The sequence below is a fragment of the Xanthomonas sp. F4 genome (assembly GCF_011761895.1).
On the sequence record NZ_JAASQX010000002.1, the window covers coordinates 354593 to 371072 of the forward strand.

Below are 16480 nucleotides of genomic sequence, written 5' to 3' on the forward strand. Positions count from 1 at the left end.
GCTCCTACGAAAAACTCATGCGGCTTGCGGTGCGGCGACACCACGCGCGCGCCGCACCAAGCCCGCCGCGCCATTGCTGAGATCGTCGAGCATCGCGTAGATGGTCGGCAGAAACAGCAGGCTGACCACGGTCGAGAACGCCAGGCCGCCAGCGATGGCGCGGGCCATCGGGTAGTAGGCCGGACCGTCGCCGAACATCTGCGTGGTGGTCAGCGAGATCGGCACCATCGCCAGGATCGCCGTGCCCATGGTCATCATGATCGGCCGCAGGCGCTCGCGCGAGCCTTCGATCAGCGCCTCGGTGCGGCCCAGGCCGCGCCGGCGCAGATTGTTGATGTGCTCGATCATCACGATGCCGTTGTTCACCACCACGCCCATCAGCACCAGGATGCCGATGAAGGCCATGATCCCGAAGCTGGTGCCGGTGATCCAGAACAGCCAGAACACGCCGAACACCGAGAACAGCACGCCGCTCATGATCGCCGCCGGGAACAGCAGCGATTCGAACACCGCGGCCATCACCACGTAGATCATCAGCAGCGCGATCAGCAAGTTGAACAGCATCTGCTGGCTGGCCTGGTCGTCGTCCTGACCGTCCGCACCGTCGAAGCTGTAGCGGTAGCCGACCGGGAAGCTGACCGCCTTGAGCGTGTCCTCGATCGCCTGCTTTGCTTCCGGCGCGGTGACCTTGGCGCCGAGATTGGCGGTGATGGTCAGCGTGGTCTGGCGGTTGGTGCGGGCGATCTGGGTCGCGGCCGCGCGCGGTTGCGTCTCGACCAGGCTCAGCAGCGGCACGCTGCGCCCGTCCTGGGTGCGCACGTTGAAGCTGTCCAGATCCTCCGGCGAGGTTTGCTCGGCGCCGGCGAAGCGCACCCACACCGGCACCTCGTTGTCGCCGTGGCGGAACTCGCGCAAGGAGGCGCCACGCAGCGCCAGGCCGACGAAGCTGGCAACCTGCTCGGCGCTGAAGCCGAACGCGGCGGCACGCTCGCGGTCCACCCGCACCGCCAGTTCGGTGCTGCGGTCGCCGCTGTCCACGCGCACGTCGCGCAGTTCCTTGCGCCGCGCCAGCACCGGCACCACGTCGTCGGCCAGCGCGCGCAGCGCCTCGGTGGAATCGCCGACCAGTTGCACCTGCACGGTCTGCCCGCCGCCGTTGCCGCCATCGCCGCCGTTGCTGTTGCCGACGTGGAAATCCACCCGCGCCGAGCGCGGCAGTTCCTTGCGGATGCGTTCCATCAGCGCCGGCAGGTCGCGGACCTGCTTCAGGTCCACGGTCAGCGTGGTGCTGCTGCCCTCCTCCTCGCTGAACCAGGAATACACCTGGGTCACGTGGTATTGCGCGCGGCGCGCATCGATGAAGCGTTCGAGCCGGGTCACTTCCTCGGCCATCTGTTCGCGCGTGTAGGCGCCCTTCCATTGGTAGCCGATGAAGACCTGCTCGCCGCCGTCGCCGCCGAACATGTCCTTCTTGGTCTGCATCATCGGGATCACGCTCAGCGCGCTGATCAGCACGATCGCGCTCACGCTCCAGCCGCGGTGCGCCAGCGACCAGGCCAGCACCCGCGCGTAGCGGCGCTGCAGGCGCGGGATCAGTCCGTGCGGGGAATGCACCAGCGCCGGGGTGCGCATGCGCGCCGACAGCATCGGGATCAGGCTCACCGCCACCAGCCACGACGCCAGCAGCGACACCGAGATGGTGATGGCGATCTGCGACATGAAGATGCTGATGTTGTTGGTCTCGCCGAACAGGTTCGGTACGAACACGATGCAGTGGCACAGGGTGCCGGCCGACAGCGCGATGGCAACGTTGCGGGTGCCGACGATGGAGGCGCGCTGCGGCTGGTCGGGCATGCGCTCGCGCTCCTGGTAGATGCTCTCCACCACCACCACGGCGTTGTCCACCAGCATGCCGACGGCCAGCAGCAGGCCCATCATGGTCAGGATGTTAAGGGTGACCCCGGCGAAGTACATGAAGCCCAGGGTGATGGCGAAGCAGATCGGGATCGCCAGGGTCACCATCAGCGTCGACGGCCAGTGGCGCAGGAAGAAGAACAGCACCGTCACCGACAGCAGCAGGCCCACCGCGCCGGCTTCGGCCAGTTCCGCCAGCGACGAGGTCACCGCCTTGCCCTGGTTGTCGATGACCTTGATCTGCACGTCGCTCAGCGCCGGCTGCTTGCGGATCTGCTCGACCTCGGCCAACACCGCGCGCGAGACCTCGACTAGGTTGGCGCTGCGCTCCTTGAACACGTCCAGGCCCACCGCCGGGCGTCCGTCCAGGCGCCGGCCGTAGCTCATCCGGGTCGGCTTGAGCCGCACCTGCGCGATGTCGCCCAGGCGCAGGCCCTTGCTGTCGATGACCAGATCGCGCAGTTCCTGCAGGTCGCGCAGTTCGCCGATCGGCTGCACCCGCAGGCGCTGGCCGTTGTCGTCGATCTGCCCGGCCGACAGCGAGAAGTTGAGCTTGCCCAGGCGCTCGCTGAGCTGGTTGAGGCTGAGGTTGTGCGCGCTGAGCCGGTCCGGGGCGATGGCGATCTCGACCTCGTTCGGCGGCGCGCCGGACACCGACACCTTGGCCACGCCGGGAATGCGTTCCAGGCGGCGCTTGAACTCGCGATCGAGCATGTCGTAGGCGCCGGTCAGGTCGGCCGCGCCGGCCAGGCGCACCTTGAGCACCGGCTGGTCGCTGCTGGACCACTTGAACACGTTGTAGCGCCGCAGGTCCGCCGGCAGATCGGCGCGGATCGCGTCGATGCGCTCGCGCGCGTCGGAAGCGGCGATGGCGATGTCGCGGTCCCAGTCGGAGAACTCGATGAAAATGTTGGCGCCGTCGGCGGTGGCGGTCGAGCGCATGCGCTTGATCCCGGTCATCGTCGCCAGCGCTTCCTCGGTCGGCCGCACCAGGTTGCGCTCGACCTCGTCCGGGGTCGAGCCGGTGTACGGCAGCTGCACGAACAGGAACGGCGCGGAGATGTCCGGCAAGGCCTCCAGCGGCAGGCGGAAGGCCGCGATCAGCCCGACCACCACCAACGACACGAAGCACATGATGGTGGTGACCGGACGGCGGATGCTGAACTCGGCGACGCTCATGCCGGTGCGCCCTCACCGTCCTGCAAGCGCTGCTCGCCGTGCTCGCGCTGCCGCGCGCGCCGTCCGCGCTCGGCGTAGTACGCGTCGGCGCGGCGATCCAGGCGGTCGTAGACCACCGGGATCACCAGCAGGGTCAACAGCGTCGACACCAGCAGCCCGCCGATCACGGTGATCGCCATCGGCGCGCGCACCTCGGCGCCCTCGCCACTGGCGATCGCCAGCGGCAGGAAGCCGAACAATGTGCACAGCGTGGTCATCACGATCGGCCGCAGTCGCGAGCGCGCCCCTTCGATCAGCGCGGCGCGCTTGGCCACGCCCTCCTCGCGCAACTGGTTGACCTTGTCGATCAGGATGATCGCGTTCTTGGTCACCAGGCCCACCAGCAGGATCAAGCCGATGAACACCACCACCGACACCGGCTTGCCGGTCAGCAGCAGCGCCAGCACCGCGCCGACCAGCGCCAGCGGGATGGTGAACAGGATGACGAACGGATGCAGCAGCGACTCGAACTGCGAGGCCATCACCAGGTACACCAGGAACACCGCCAGGCCGAACGCGAACAGCAGCGAGCGCGCGGACTGCGCCAACTCCTCGCCCTGCCCGCCGATGTGCATGCCGACGCCGGCGCCGAGCGGATCGCGCGCCACCATCTCGCCGACCTCGCGCACCGCGCCGCCCAGGTCGATGTCGCGCAGGTTGGCCGAGACGATCGCCACGCGGATCTGGTCGGCGCGGTGGATTTCGCTGGGCCCGGTGGTGGCGACGACGTCGGCGACCGCGTCCAGGGTCACCGGCCGGCTGCTGCCCGGATTGACGATCAGCCGACGGATGCTGTCGACGCTGGCGCGGTCGCTCTGCTGCGCGCGCACCAGCACGTCGATCTTGCGGTCGCGGAAGCTGTAGCGAGTGGCGACGTCGCCGCGCACCTTCTTCACCACCACGTCGGCGATCTGCCGCGTGGTCAGCCCCAGCGCGCCGGCGCGCTCCTGGTCGAAGCGGATCTGGATCTCGGGGAAGCCCTCCTCCACCGTGGATTTGACGTCGGCGAAGTGGCCGTTGCCGCGCAGCAGCGCCGCCAGTTTCTGTCCGGCATGCTGGATGGTCTGCAGATCCTGGCCGCGCAGTTCGATCTCCAGCGGCGTGGAGAAACTGAACAGCTCCGGCCGGCTGAAACCGACCTGCACGCCCGGGTGGTTACGCATCGTCGCGCGCATGCGCTCGCTCTGCTGCGCCTCGAACTGCGCACTGCCGCCGCCGGCCATGGCGATGGTCAGCTTGCCGATGTTCTCGCCGCTCTCGGTGGGGCTTGCGTCGAGCCGGGTGCCGCTGCCGCTGACCCCGTACAGCGCCTGCACGCCCGCATCCTTGCCGTGGACCTCCTGCAGTTCGCGCACCAGCGCGTCGGTCTGCCGCAACGGCGTACCGGCCGGCAGTTTCACGGTCATCTCGAAGCGGTCCTGCGCCAGCTGCGGGATCAGGTCGGCGCCCAGCAGCGGCGCCACCGCCAGCGTCGCGGCGAAGGCCAGCGCCGCCAGCCCCAGCACCCAACCCGGACGCGCCAGCGCGCCCGGCAACAGCCGCAGGTAGCCGCGCTCGGCCAGCGCGTACGGCGCCATCGCCAGGTCGCTGGCCTTGCGCATCACCGGCGCGACCACCGCCATCGCGCCGCGCCACAGCCGCACGCACGACCAGGCCACGCCGAAGCACACGCCGCGCACCGCCACACCAGCGCCGCGGCGGCTCCAGGCCAGCGGCTTCAGCCAGCCGCGCTGCGGCTGCCAGCGCGGCGCCGCCGGCTCCACCGGGAATGCAAGCGGCGGGCGGCCCTTCAGAGAACTGAGCATCGGGATCAGGGTCATCGACACCACCAGCGAGATCGCGATGGCGATCGCCACGGTCAGCGCCTGGTCGCGGAACAATTGCCCGGCCACGCCTTCCACGAACACCAGCGGCAGGAACACCGCGATCGTGGTCAGGGTCGAGGCGACCACCGCCATGCCGACCTCGCGGGTGCCGACGATCGCCGCATCGAGCACGCTCAGGCCGCGCTCGCGCGCCTTGGCGATGCTTTCCAGCACCACGATCGAGTCGTCCACCACCAGGCCGGTGGCCAGCGCCAGCCCGCCCAGCGACATCACGTTGAGGCTCAGCCCGAGCTGGCCCATGAAGAAGAACGTGGTCACGATCGACACCGGCAGCGACAGGCCGATCACGAACGTGCTCCAGCCATCGCGCAGGAACAGGAAGATGATCAGGATCGCCAGCAGGCCGCCGATCACCGCATCCTTCTTGACGTCGCCGATGGCGTGCTCGATGAAGCGCGACTGGTCTTCCAACGTGGTCAACTCGGCGTCGGCCGGGATCTGCGCCTGCAGCTGTTCCAGGCGCTTGCGCAGCGCCGCGGCGGTGGACACGGTGTTGGCGTCGCCTTCCTTGTAGATGGCCAGTTCCACCGCTTCCTTGCCGCCCAGGCGGATGATCGCCTCGCGCTCCTTGTAGCCCTGCCGCACCTGCGCCACGTCCTTGAGCCGGATCGGCATGCCGCCGGCGACTATGGTGGTCGTGCTGGACGTCGCGCTCTGCGCGGCCGACGCGGCCGCGATCGCGGCTTCCGAACCGGTGGAGGCGGCGATCGCATACATCTGCTGCAAGGCGGCGTCCGCCGCGTTGCCGCCGGCGCCCTGGGTGGTGAGCAACAGGTTGCGGATCTCGTCCAGGTCGGCGAACTGATTGACCGTGCGCACCAGGTAGCGCTGCGTGCCCTGCTCCAGGCGCCCGCCGGAAAGATTGACGTTCTCGTCCTTGAGCCGCGCGATCACCGTGTCGATCGGCATGTTGAGCTGCGCCAGTCGCTGCTGGTCGATATCCACCTGGATCTCGTCCTCCAGGCCGCCGCCGACCTTGACCGCGGCCACGCCCGCCACCGGCTCCAGCTTCTTCTTCAGATCCTCGTCGGCGTAGCGGCGCAACTGGGTCAGCGCGCGCACCGCCTCGGCGTCGCTGTGCGCGGCGGTCTTGCTCGACAGCACCAGGCGCATGATCGGCTGGGTGGAGGGGTTGAAGCGCAGCAGCACCGGCGCCTTGGCCTCCAGCGGCAGCGACAGCGCCTCCATCTTGTCGCGCACCTCCAGGCTGGCCTGGTCCATGTTGGTGCCCCAGGCGAACTCCAGCACCACGTCGCTCTGCCCGGTGCGCGACACCGACTTGAGCTTGCGCAGGTTCTTGACCACGCCGACCGCTTCCTCCACCGGCTCGGTCACCAGCGTCTCGATCTCCGACGGCGCGGCGCCGGCGTATTCGGTGCGCACGGTCAGGGTCGGATAGCTCAGGTCCGGCAGCAGGTTGACCTTGAGTCCGTGCAGCGCGATCGCGCCGAACAGCAGCATGGTCAGGGTGATCATCGCGATGGTCACGCGGCGGCGGGTGGCGAATTCCACCAGGCCGCCGCCGTGCGCAGCGGCGGGCGCAGGCGGCGCGTGCGCGTCGGGATCGGCGCCGTGCATCAGCGCGCTCCGGCGGCGGTGGCCGGCGCGGCGTCGGCGACCTCACGCTGCGGCGCGATCACCTGCACGCGGCTGCCGTCGCGCAGCGCGACCTTGCCGGCGGTGACCACCTGGTCGCCGGGCTGCAGGCCCTGGCGGATCTCCACCCATGGCCCTTCGGCATAGCCCAGCGTCACCGGCACCCGCGCGACCTTGCCGGCGACCACGCGGAACACCGCCGGCTCGCCATCGTCGAGCAACGCCAGCCGCGGCACCACCAGCGCATCGGCGCGCTGGTCGTAATCGATGCGGATGCGCCCGAACATGCCCGGCTGCAGCGCCTGCGCCCCCTCGTCGAAGGCGCAGACCACGCGGAAGGTACCGCTGCCGGCATCCACCACCGGCGCGATGCGGTCGACCCGGCCGCGGAACTGCTTGCCCGGCAGCGCATCGGCCAGCAGGGTCACCGGCTGCCCGGTCTTGAGCGTGGCCAGTTCGCGCTCGGGCACGTTGAGCGTGGCCTCCAGGCGCGAATCGTCGACGATGCGGAAGATCGGCGTGTTGATCTGCACGAAGTTGCCGGTCTTGATCGAGCGCGAGGCGATCACCCCGGAGATCGGCGCCGTCACCGTGGCGTAGGACAGTTCCAGCGACGCCAACTGGTGTTGCGCGCGCACGTTGGCCAGGTCGTACTTGATCTGGTCGACGTCGGCGGCGCTGACCAGTTGCTGGCCCACCAACTGCTGCGAGCGCCGGTAGTTGTTCTCCAGCTTGCGCAGCTGCGCCTCGCTCTGCGCCAGCGCCAGCCGCGCACGGTCCGGATCCAGCCGCACCAGCGGCTGCCCGGCGCGCACCTGCTGGCCCTCCTCGGCCAGCACCGCCAGGGCCACGCCGGAGGTCTTGGCCACCACCTGCGATTCGGCGCGGGCCTCCAGCGCCGCGGTGCCGCTATAGCTGGCCGCCACCGCGCGGCGGCTGGCCGCGGCCACCTCCACCGGCACCGCCTCCGGTGCCTTCTCGCTGTCGGCGGCCTTGGCCTTGGCTTCGGCCGCCGGCTTGCAGGCGCTGAGCAGCAGCAGCGTGGTGGTGACCAACAGCGCGGCAGCGCAACTGGCAGTGCGGCGCGTGAGCGGTCGCGTCATCGTCGTATCCCCGGTGGATGGCGTAAATGGTGTTGTAGATAAGTAGATCACCAATCGACGCCATGCCGAATGCCCCAAAGGTCACGGGTCCCTCGCCACGGCCAGTTTCGGAGCCGCGAAAGGTGAGGCTATACTCGGGCCGTTCCGTGTTCCCCCACGCCGGAACCCCAATCCGTCCTCCGGACCACGAAACCATGCGCACGCAGCCGCTAGCCGCTTGTTTTGCTCTGGCCGTACTCGTTTCCGTTGGGGCCGCCCCGGCCATGGCGCAGACCGCGCCGGCGCCCGCCGCTCCCGCCGCCGCAGCCGCGGCACCCGCGCCCGTGCAGGGCAATGCCGCCAATGGTCGGGTGCTCACCTATACCTGCCAGGGCTGCCACGGCGTCACCGGCTACAAGAACGCCTACCCCAGCTACCGCATCCCCAAGATCGGCGGGCAGTCGGCGCAGTACCTGACCCAGGCGCTGACCGAATACCGGCTCGGCAAGCGCAAGCATCCGACCATGCAGGCCCAGGCGGAAAGCTTCTCCGACCAGGAGATCGCCGACATCGCCGCTTTCCTGTCCACCCTCAAGTAGGCCTCCCATGCCGAACGCCGCGCACGCCTTGCGTCCCGCCCTCGTCCTGCTTGCCGCCCTGTGCCTGGGGGCCTGTTCGCAATCGCAGGTGGAATCCACCAGCAAATCCGCCGGCGACCCCGGCCACGCCAGCGGCGAGCACGGTTCCGGCTCCTCCGCCGGCCTGCCCGGCGGGCGCATCGAGGCCGGCGACAAGCTGGCCCACGCCAAGGGCAAGGCCACCGGGCAGAGCTGCATCGACTGCCATGGCGCCGACGGCAACGCGCCGATCGACCCGACCTATCCCAAGCTCGGCGGCCAGTACGGCGACTACCTCGCGCACGCACTGCAGGCCTATCGCGGCGGCACCCGCACGCATCCGCTGATGAGCCCGCAGGCGGCGCAACTGAGCGACCAGGACATCGCCGACCTGGCCGCCTATTTCGGTTCGCGCAGCAGCCAGTTGCGTGACCTGCACGGCGTGAACTGAGCGGACCACCGCCAGGGACCACGCGCGTCGTCGCATGACGTGCGGGATGCCTGGGCAACGTCTCAGGCACGCATTGCAGCGCGGCGAGTCGTGGGCGCCTCCTACCACGACGCACGCCCGACTGTAGGAGCGGCTTCAGCCGCGACGGGCACTCCCTGTGACGCCCCTCGCGGCTGAAGCCGCTCCTACCAAAGCGTCACGACGTGTCCGCTTGAGCCGCGGCAACGCGCGTGATTAGAGGTGCCCTAGTGTCGTCCCACGATGCATGGGTCCGCATGCCCCAGTTCGCCGCCGGAAGCATCCGGTGGTACAGCAGGCATGGCGCCGGCCCTGCACCGGCGCGCCCGGCAGCGCACAGCGACGACGAACCCTTCCTTCCTCCCTTCCCTGAGCGTGGGAAGGCCGCTCAGCGGCTGCCGTTGTCTTCCTGCAACTCTCGCTTGAACGGCACGTTCGGCGGCGGCCGCGCGCCGGCCGGCTGTTCGTTGAGATTGGGATCGGTGATGCCGCAGCCGCCGCCCACCTGCAGGATCGAGATCACGCAGGAAATGCTGCTGGTGGTGCCGGGAATCGGGATCTTCACCGACTTGATGCCGCGCCGCACCCACTCTTCGAGCAGGGTCGCATTCGGCAGCCAGTACTTGTCGAACGAGGTCGGCGTGTAGTCGTACGGCGGACGCTTGAGCCACTCCCCGGCCTTTTCGATGCGCTCGCGCGTCCAGGTGTCGGTCTCGGAGCCGGGCGCGCTGCGCGCCGGCGCCTGCTCGTTGCCGCGGCCATCGGCCAGGCGCACGCTGCCGTCGGCATTGAATAGACCGCCGCCCTTGCTGGCGCCGGCACCGGCATCGCCGGGGCGGTTGCGTGCGGCCGCGCCCCAGTCGTCGCCGCGCTGCGGCGTGGCCCAGCCGCCATCGCGGGCGACCGGCGCCGGACCGCTGCCCGGGGTCGCGGCCTGGCTGCCGGGCGGCGCGGTGCCGGCCGTGGGCGCGGTCGGCTTGGCGGGCGCGCTGGCGGTGGCAGCGGCCGATGCGGGCGGTGCCTGCTGCGGTGTCGGCGCGCTGGCCGGCGCCGCGTCCGGGCTGGCCACCGGGGCGGCCGCCGGTGCCGGCGTCGGCGCGCTCGCGGTCGCGGTGCTCGGTGTCGGCACTTCGATCTGACGCACCTGCGGCACATCGGGGCTGCGCAGCACCGGCGTGGACGCCGGCGTGCGCAGCTGGGACGCCGGAACCTGCACCTGCGGCAACGGTGCCGGCACCTCGCGTTCGCGCACCTGCAGCGGCGGCGCGACGGGGCGCGGCGCCGCCACCTCGCGCGGGCGCAGTTGCGCCAGCGTCGGCACATCGGTGACCACCTCGACCTCGCGCACTGGCACCTGCACGTCGGGCGGCACGACCGCGCGCGGGGTCGGCACCGGCACGCGCACGCTGGGCGGCGGCGGCAGCACGAAGTCGCGCGTGGGCGTCGGCGTCTCGGTCACCTGCAGCGGCTGCTCCGCCGGCGGCGGTGGCGCACTGGCTTTGGCCTGCGCGGGCGCCGGCGGTACCGGAGCGGGAGCCGGAGTCGGCGCTGCGGTCGGTGCGGGCGCCGACGCTGCAGCGACCGGCGGCGACGGACGCGAGCGCGCAGACGCGGCACGCTGCGCACGCGGCGGGGTCGGCGACGCCGCCGCTGCAGCCGCCTCGGCCGGCGCACCGCCACCGCTCTCGGCGGGTGTGCCGCGGCCGACGAATTCCACCTGCACGCGTCCGGCGGCGTCCGCATCGGTGCGTGGCGGCAGCCAGCGCACGAATGCCACCCACAGCAGGAACACCGCGAACAGCAGATGCAGCAGCAAGCTCAGCAGTACCGCGATGCGCCGCCACCAGCGCTGGTCGTAGGGCGCCGGATCCCAGTGCTGCCACCACAGGCGGCGAAATGCCTGCCACAGCGGCAAGGCCGGCAGGCGCATGGTCGCGGGCGGCTGCGCCGGCGGCATCGCCGCGATCAGCTCGGGCGCCGCGAACGGCCGCGGCACCGCAGGTTGCGCCGCGATCCAGTGCGCCCATGCGTACGGCAGGCCGGTGCGGCGATCGCGCAGCAGCTTGCGCGGCGTGCGCGCCAACAGCGCATCGAGGATGTCGGTGGCGCGCGTCACCGGTAGTGGAAAGTCAGGCGGCCGAATCGCGCGGAATGTAGGGGGCGCTGCCGCTGTCGTGGTCGGTGGCGTCGCGCACCGCGGTCACCCCCGGCACACGGCCCATCAGGGTCTTCTCGATGCCCTGCTTCAAGGTCACGTCGGCCATGCCGCAGCCGTGGCAGCCGCCGCCGAAGCGCAGCAGGACCACGCCATCGGCGGACACTTCCTGCACCGCCACGCGGCCGCCATGCTGGGCCAGCTGCGGATTGACCTCGTTTTCCACCACCCAGCGCACCCGTTCCACCAGCGAGGCCGCCTCGCCCGGGGCTTCGCCCTTGATCTTCGGCGCCTTGATGGTGAGTTGCTGGCCGGTGCCCTGGGTGACGTAGTCGATTTCCGCGCCGTCGAGCCAGCCGACGCTGTCGGCTGCCACGTACAGAGTGAAGCCGGCGCAATCGATCGCCCATTCGTCGCCGGCCAGGTCCGCCGGCTCGGCGAACTCCAGCCGCGCATCGGCGCGCGGGGTGCCGGCATCGACCGCGCTCAGGCGTACGCCCATGCCGGGCACGGCCTCGCGTTCGAGCAACTTGCGGAAATGGGCCTGTGCGTTGTCTGAGATCTGGATCATGCGGGTATTCTAGACCCTTCCACGCCCTGCGCTCGTCGCCGGCGGTATGTTGACCGGCCCTGTCCGTTCCACCGCAGAGACCACCATGAACGACCTGATCCCGCTCGTCCAGGCCCATTGCTCGCCCTGCAAGGGCAGCGAATACAAACTGACCCAGGCGCGCCTGGCCGAACTGCTGCCGCAGGTGCCCGGCTGGGAAGTGGTGGAAAACGGCACCGCGATCAGCCGCACCTTCCGCTTCCCCGACTATTACCGCACCCTGGCCTTCGTCAACGCGCTGGCCTGGATCGCCCACCGCGAGGACCACCACCCCGACCTGGGCGTGCACTACGACCGCGTGGTGGTGCGCTATTCCACCCACGATGTCGGTGGCCTCAGCGAGAACGACTTCATCTGCGCCGCCAAGGCGTCCGCGCTTCCGGAATGAACCCGATGACCGCCACCGCTACCGCCCGCCGTCTGCTCCCCCTGGCCTGCCTGAGCGCCGTGCTGCTCAGCGCCTGCGGCCAATCCCAGCAATCGCAGCAACACACCGTGGCGCAGCCGCCGACCGAGGTCGCCGCGGTGAAGACGCCGCCGCCGGACTATCCGATCGACGTCGCCTGCGCCGGCGTTGGCGGCAAGGTGGTGCTGAAGGTGGTGGTCGGCGTGCAGGGCAAGCCGACCGAGGTGGACGTGGTTGCCGGCAGCGGCCAGGCCAAGCTGGACGCCTCGGCGCAGGACGCCGTGCGCGGCTGGACCTTCAAGCCCGCCACCCGCAACGGCCAGGCGGTGCCGTGGACCATCCAGGTGCCGGTCAATTTCAATCCGCCGCAGCCGCGCCCGGACCGTTGCTTCGCGCTGGACGCCCAGGCGCACAAGGCTGGCTGAACCATGGGCGCGCGCGGCGCGCCTTCACGCGACACCCGCACCGCGCCGGGTTTGATCGACGCCTCTTCCTAGGAGCCGCCGGCGCATGCTGGATATCCCGCTGCACAACGTCCTGGTCGCGCTCGGCGTGACCCTCGCCGCCGGCCTGGCCACCGGCCTGGGCAGCGTGCTGGTGTTGTTCAGCAAGGGGCCCAATCCGCGCCTGCTTGCCTTCGGCCTGGCATTCTCCGCCGGCGCGATGGTGTACGTGTCGCTGACCGAGATCCTCGGCAAGTCGATCGCCGCCTTCAGCGAAGCCTTCGATCCGCGCCTGGGCCAGGCCTACGCCACCCTGGCGTTCCTGGCCGGCATGGTGCTGATCGTGACCATCGACCGGCTGGTACCCAATCCGCACGAAAGCCTCAACAGCCGCGATCCGCTGTTCCGCGACGACAACCGTGCCTACGTCAAGCGTGTCGGCCTGCTCACCGCGGTGGCGATCACCGCGCACAACTTCCCCGAGGGCCTGGCCACCTTCTTCGCGACGCTGGAAAGCCCGGCGGTCGGCATGCCGCTGGCCCTCGCCATCGCCGTGCACAACATCCCCGAGGGCATCGCCATCGCGGTGCCGGTGCATTACGCCACCGGGCGCAAGTCCTATGCCTTCGGCGCCAGCCTGCTGTCCGGCCTGGCCGAGCCGATCGGCGCGCTGATCGGCTACGTCGCGCTGGCACGCTTCCTGTCCGATGCGGTGTTCGGCGCGGTGTTCGGGCTGATCGCCGGGGTGATGGTGTTCCTGGCCCTGGACGAATTGCTGCCGGCGGCCAAGCGCTACGCGCAGGGGCACGAGACGGTGTACGGCCTGGTCGCGGGCATGGCCACGCTGGCGCTTAGCCTGGTGCTGTTCCGCCTGTCCGCGCCGGTCTGAGCGTGCCCGCCGGCGCCGCCTGAACGCGCGCTCGCTGGCCCGCGCGGCGACGCTGCGCAGAAAGGTCGCAGACACCCAAGGCGGCGCATGCTGCGGCCACCTTCGCCCCGCTCGATGAGGTGTCGCATGGAGTTCCGTCCCCTGCCCCCGGCCAGGCTGGCCCTGTTCACCGCGCTGAGCGTGGTGGCACTGGGTGCCTGCCAGCGACAAGACGCCCCCGCCCCCGCGGCACAGGCCGATGCGCCCGCGCCCGCCGCGGCCCCCGCGCCCGCCCCCTACGTACCGCCCACCGCCGACCAGCTGTATCAACTGGTGGCGCCGATCGCGCTGTTCCCGGACAAGCTGCTGGCGCAGACCCTCGCCGCCTCTGTGTATCCGGACCAGGTGGTATCCGCGCAGGACTGGCTGCGCAACAACCGCACCCTGTCCGCCACCGACCGCCTGCAGGCGGCCGCGGCGCAGCCCTGGGACCCCAGCGTCAAGGCGCTGACCGCCTTCCCCGACGTGGTCGACCAACTGGCCGGCAACGGCGACTGGACCCGCTCGCTGGGCGATGCCTACGCCCACGACCCCAACCAGGTGCTGGACGCGGTGCAGGTGATGCGCCAGCGTGCGCAGGCGCAGGGCCACCTGCGCAGCACCCCGCAACAGCGCGTGCAGGTGGTGCAGCGCACGGTGGTCGAACCGGCGCCGGCCTATGCCGACGCGGTACCACCGCCGACCCGCACCATCGTGATCGAGCCGGCGCAGCCGGACGTGGTCTACGTGCCGCGCTACGACCCCGACGTGGTCTACGGCGCACCGGTCAACGTCTACCGCGAGTACCGCTACCGCCCGCCGCGCCCCTACTACGACACCGGCGACCTGGTCACCGCCGGCATCATCTCCTTCGGCGTCGGCGTGCTGGTCGGCGACGCGCTCGAACATCACCACCACAGCGTGTTCGGCTGGTTGGAACCGGCACCGCCGTGGCACAGCTGGGGCTGGAACAACTGGGGGGTGAACTGGAACGCGCCGCCGTCGGCGCCGAACTACGTGGTCTACCGCAACAGCGTGTACGCGCCGCGCACCACCATCATCAACAACCACTACGACAACCGCAGCTACGTGCACAACGACTATCGCGGCGCGCCGCCGCCGGCCGTACCGATGGGCGGGCCGGGCGGTCAGCAGGCCTTCGCCGCCACGCATGCTCCAGGTGCCGCAATGACCGCCGCGGCGATGGGCGCACGCATGCCGGCCGCGGCGTTCGGGCCGGCCCGCGCCCAGCCGGACGCGATGCCGCAGACCATGCCGCACTTCACCCACCAGATGCTGCAGGCCGGCCGCCCGGTCGCGGCGACGCCGCCGCCGGTGCAGCGCCTGCCGGCCCCGGGCACGCCAGCGGCCATGGCCGCCGCGCGCGATCCGCGGCTGCTGCCCGGCTTCGCCCAGCATGCCGCAGCACCGCAACGCACCTTGGCGATGGCCCAGCCGAACGCACCGCACGCGGCTCCGTCGATGCCGGTCCCGCAGTTCCATGGCCGCCCGGTGCCGCAGGCGCTGACGCCCACGCCGGTGCCGCACGAGGCCGTCGCCAATCGTGGCGGCATGCCGGAAGCTCGCGTCGCCGAACCGTCGCGGCACGGCGACCCGGGCATGCAGCCCTCCGGCTTCGCGCGCGAGATGGCACGCACGCAGCCGCCGCGCCAGGCGATGCCGGCCGACGCCCCGCGGGCCCAGGCCTGGCATGCGCCGGCGCCCGAGCGCCAAGCGCGGGCGCCGGAGATGCCGCGCGAGGCGATGCGCGCGCCGATGCCGGAACCACGCCAGGAGCAGCGCGTTGCCCGGTTCTCGCCGCCGCCGCGCATGCCGGCGCCGCGTCCGGCCGAGTCGCATCCGGCACAGCGGCCGGCCCCGGCCCACCACGACGGGCGCCACGACCACGACCACCACGAAAGCTGAGCGCAACCCGGGAGCGGCCGCGATGCCGCTCCCGGCGCGTCCGCCTCAGCCGAGGCGGTTCAGCGCCTCGGCCAGTTCGTCGGCCAGTGGCGCATTCAATAGATAAGGCGTCTTGCCGTCGTCCAGGCTGAACTCCAGCGAGGCGGCATGCAGGAACAGGCGTTTGAGCCCAATCTGCTCGCGCAGGCGCTTGTTGACCGCCGGATCGCCGTACTTGTCGTCGCCGGCGACCGGATGTCCCAGGTGCTGCGCATGCACGCGGATCTGGTGGGTGCGGCCGGTCTCGATCCGCACCTCGCAATAGGAATGCCCGCCGCGCCGTTCCAGCACCCGGAAATGGCTCAGCGACGGCTTGCCCGCCGCGTTCACCTGCACGTGGCGCTCGCCGCCCTGGCGCAGGCCGATGTGCAGCGGCGCGTCCACGCTCATGGTGCCGTCGGGCATGCGTCCGACCAGCAGGGTCAGGTAGCGCTTGCTGATGCCCCGCCCCTGGACCCGGTCGTCCTCGCGCATCAGCGCCTGCAGCTCGGTCAGCGCCGAGCGCTTCTTGGCCACGATCAGCAACCCGGAGGTGTCGCGGTCGAGCCGGTGTACCAGTTCCAGCGACTGATTGGGACGCAGCGCACGCAGCGTCTCGATGGCGCCGAAACTGATCCCGCTGCCGCCGTGGCTGGCGACGCCCGACGGCTTGTTCAGCGCCAGCAGCCGTGCGTCCTCATAGACGATGGCCGCCTCCAACCGGGCCATGAACGCATCCGGCGGCGCGCTCTTCTCACCCTCCTCGGCCAGCCGCACCGGCGGGATACGCACTTCGTCGCCGGCCTCGAGCTTGCGCTCGGCCTTGGTGCGGCCGCCGTTGACCCGGACCTGGCCGCTGCGCATCAGCTTGTAGATCAGGCTGCGCGGCGCGCCCTTGAGCTGGCCGAGCAGGAAATTGTCTACGCGCTGTCCGGCCCTGTCTTCCGGGACCTTGAGAATGCGCACCGCGCTGGTCGCGACATCGCGCGGCTTTGGAGGGATCGGGGGGGAAGTCATCAGGCAGTTTATTCTGTTACACTCGGGGGGCGAGATAAGGGTTTGATTTCGTTGGAAGTTAGTTGAGGGCCAGAAGCCCGGCTTACGACGATTCCGGCACAGTGCGCGACCACCGCCCCCGGGGCGGCCATGTTAGCGGCTCACCGGCCTACCCGGCCATCGCCGGATGCCGCAAGCGTCCGCGCTGAACATGCCCCGTGCGGCGCCCAGCCTGGC

General features: G+C 70.7%; 12 protein-coding genes. 6 read left to right on the forward strand and 6 right to left on the reverse strand.

The window, feature by feature from the left end; genetic code table 11:
- Positions 1–15: 15 nt before the first annotated feature.
- The 3 genes from FHR66_RS09495 to FHR66_RS09505 are packed head-to-tail and all read right to left on the reverse strand — an operon-like array spanning position 16 to position 7717.
- Positions 16–3093 carry an efflux RND transporter permease subunit gene (locus tag FHR66_RS09495; RefSeq protein ID WP_167087730.1) on the reverse strand — a complete coding sequence of 1026 codons (3078 nt, stop codon included), beginning with the start codon at positions 3091–3093 and terminating at the stop codon, positions 16–18.
- Positions 3090–6596 (reverse strand): efflux RND transporter permease subunit, encoded by a 3507-nt coding sequence (locus FHR66_RS09500; protein ID WP_160969930.1) that lies wholly within the window; start codon positions 6594–6596, stop codon positions 3090–3092. Before FHR66_RS09500 ends, FHR66_RS09495 begins: the two co-directional genes overlap by 4 nt.
- Positions 6596–7717, reverse strand: a complete 1122-nt coding sequence (locus FHR66_RS09505; protein ID WP_160969932.1) for an efflux RND transporter periplasmic adaptor subunit — start codon at positions 7715–7717, stop codon at positions 6596–6598. The genes FHR66_RS09500 and FHR66_RS09505 overlap by 1 nt, the downstream gene beginning before the upstream one ends.
- Positions 7718–7911: 194 nt before the next feature.
- On the opposite strand from FHR66_RS09505, the gene FHR66_RS09510 reads away from it, so the two are divergent.
- Positions 7912–8295 (forward strand): c-type cytochrome, encoded by a 384-nt coding sequence (locus tag FHR66_RS09510; RefSeq protein ID WP_026143839.1) that lies wholly within the window; start codon positions 7912–7914, stop codon positions 8293–8295.
- Between the two features lie 7 nt (positions 8296–8302).
- Positions 8303–8764: a c-type cytochrome gene (locus FHR66_RS09515; protein WP_019800789.1), complete on the forward strand. Its 462-nt coding sequence runs from the start codon at positions 8303–8305 to the stop codon at positions 8762–8764.
- Between the two features lie 406 nt (positions 8765–9170).
- Here the strand turns inward: FHR66_RS09515 and FHR66_RS09520 are convergent, their stop codons facing one another.
- Both FHR66_RS09520 and FHR66_RS09525 read right to left on the reverse strand, forming a co-directional pair.
- The gene (locus FHR66_RS09520) at positions 9171–10898 is read right to left on the reverse strand and encodes a transmembrane repetitive protein (RefSeq protein WP_167087732.1); all 1728 of its coding nucleotides are present in this window, start codon (positions 10896–10898) and stop codon (positions 9171–9173) included.
- Positions 10899–10911: 13 nt separating this feature from the next.
- A complete protein-coding gene (locus tag FHR66_RS09525; RefSeq protein WP_010343876.1) occupies positions 10912–11508 on the reverse strand; it encodes an NfuA family Fe-S biogenesis protein in 597 nt (198 codons plus the stop codon).
- 85 nt (positions 11509–11593) lie between these two features.
- Between FHR66_RS09525 and FHR66_RS09530 the strand changes: the two genes are divergently transcribed.
- The 4 genes from FHR66_RS09530 to FHR66_RS09545 all read left to right on the forward strand — a co-directional run bounded on the left by FHR66_RS09530 (position 11594) and on the right by FHR66_RS09545 (position 15229).
- Positions 11594–11935, forward strand: a complete 342-nt coding sequence (locus FHR66_RS09530) for a 4a-hydroxytetrahydrobiopterin dehydratase (RefSeq protein WP_160969936.1) — start codon at positions 11594–11596, stop codon at positions 11933–11935.
- Between the two features lie 5 nt (positions 11936–11940).
- The gene (locus FHR66_RS09535) at positions 11941–12378 is read left to right on the forward strand and encodes an energy transducer TonB (RefSeq protein WP_160969938.1); all 438 of its coding nucleotides are present in this window, start codon (positions 11941–11943) and stop codon (positions 12376–12378) included.
- An 85-nt stretch (positions 12379–12463) separates the two neighbouring features.
- Positions 12464–13285, forward strand: a complete 822-nt coding sequence (gene zupT / locus FHR66_RS09540) for a zinc transporter ZupT (RefSeq protein WP_160969940.1) — start codon at positions 12464–12466, stop codon at positions 13283–13285.
- A 126-nt stretch (positions 13286–13411) separates the two neighbouring features.
- Positions 13412–15229, forward strand: a complete 1818-nt coding sequence (locus FHR66_RS09545) for a DUF3300 domain-containing protein (RefSeq protein ID WP_167087734.1) — start codon at positions 13412–13414, stop codon at positions 15227–15229.
- 45 nt (positions 15230–15274) lie between these two features.
- On the opposite strand, the gene FHR66_RS09550 is transcribed toward FHR66_RS09545, so the two are convergent.
- Complete coding sequence (locus FHR66_RS09550) at positions 15275–16264, reverse strand: RluA family pseudouridine synthase (RefSeq protein ID WP_048490262.1); 990 nt, start codon at positions 16262–16264, stop codon at positions 15275–15277.
- Positions 16265–16480: the final 216 nt, after the last annotated feature.

Bases quoted from the DNA above. Each gene is read 5' to 3' on its own strand.
- FHR66_RS09535 (WP_160969938.1), top strand. From the start codon at position 11,941: ATGACCGCCACCGCTACCGCCCGCCGTCTGCTCCCCCTGGCCTGCCTG.
- zupT (WP_160969940.1), top strand. From the start codon at position 12,464: ATGCTGGATATCCCGCTGCACAACGTCCTGGTCGCGCTCGGCGTGACC.
- FHR66_RS09545 (WP_167087734.1), top strand. From the start codon at position 13,412: ATGGAGTTCCGTCCCCTGCCCCCGGCCAGGCTGGCCCTGTTCACCGCG.
- FHR66_RS09530 (WP_160969936.1), top strand. From the start codon at position 11,594: ATGAACGACCTGATCCCGCTCGTCCAGGCCCATTGCTCGCCCTGCAAG.
- FHR66_RS09505 (WP_160969932.1), bottom strand. From the start codon at position 7,717: ATGACGCGACCGCTCACGCGCCGCACTGCCAGTTGCGCTGCCGCGCTG.
- FHR66_RS09550 (WP_048490262.1), bottom strand. From the start codon at position 16,264: ATGACTTCCCCCCCGATCCCTCCAAAGCCGCGCGATGTCGCGACCAGC.
- FHR66_RS09515 (WP_019800789.1), top strand. From the start codon at position 8,303: ATGCCGAACGCCGCGCACGCCTTGCGTCCCGCCCTCGTCCTGCTTGCC.
- FHR66_RS09510 (WP_026143839.1), top strand. From the start codon at position 7,912: ATGCGCACGCAGCCGCTAGCCGCTTGTTTTGCTCTGGCCGTACTCGTT.
- FHR66_RS09525 (WP_010343876.1), bottom strand. From the start codon at position 11,508: ATGATCCAGATCTCAGACAACGCACAGGCCCATTTCCGCAAGTTGCTC.
- FHR66_RS09500 (WP_160969930.1), bottom strand. From the start codon at position 6,596: ATGCACGGCGCCGATCCCGACGCGCACGCGCCGCCTGCGCCCGCCGCT.
- FHR66_RS09495 (WP_167087730.1), bottom strand. From the start codon at position 3,093: ATGAGCGTCGCCGAGTTCAGCATCCGCCGTCCGGTCACCACCATCATG.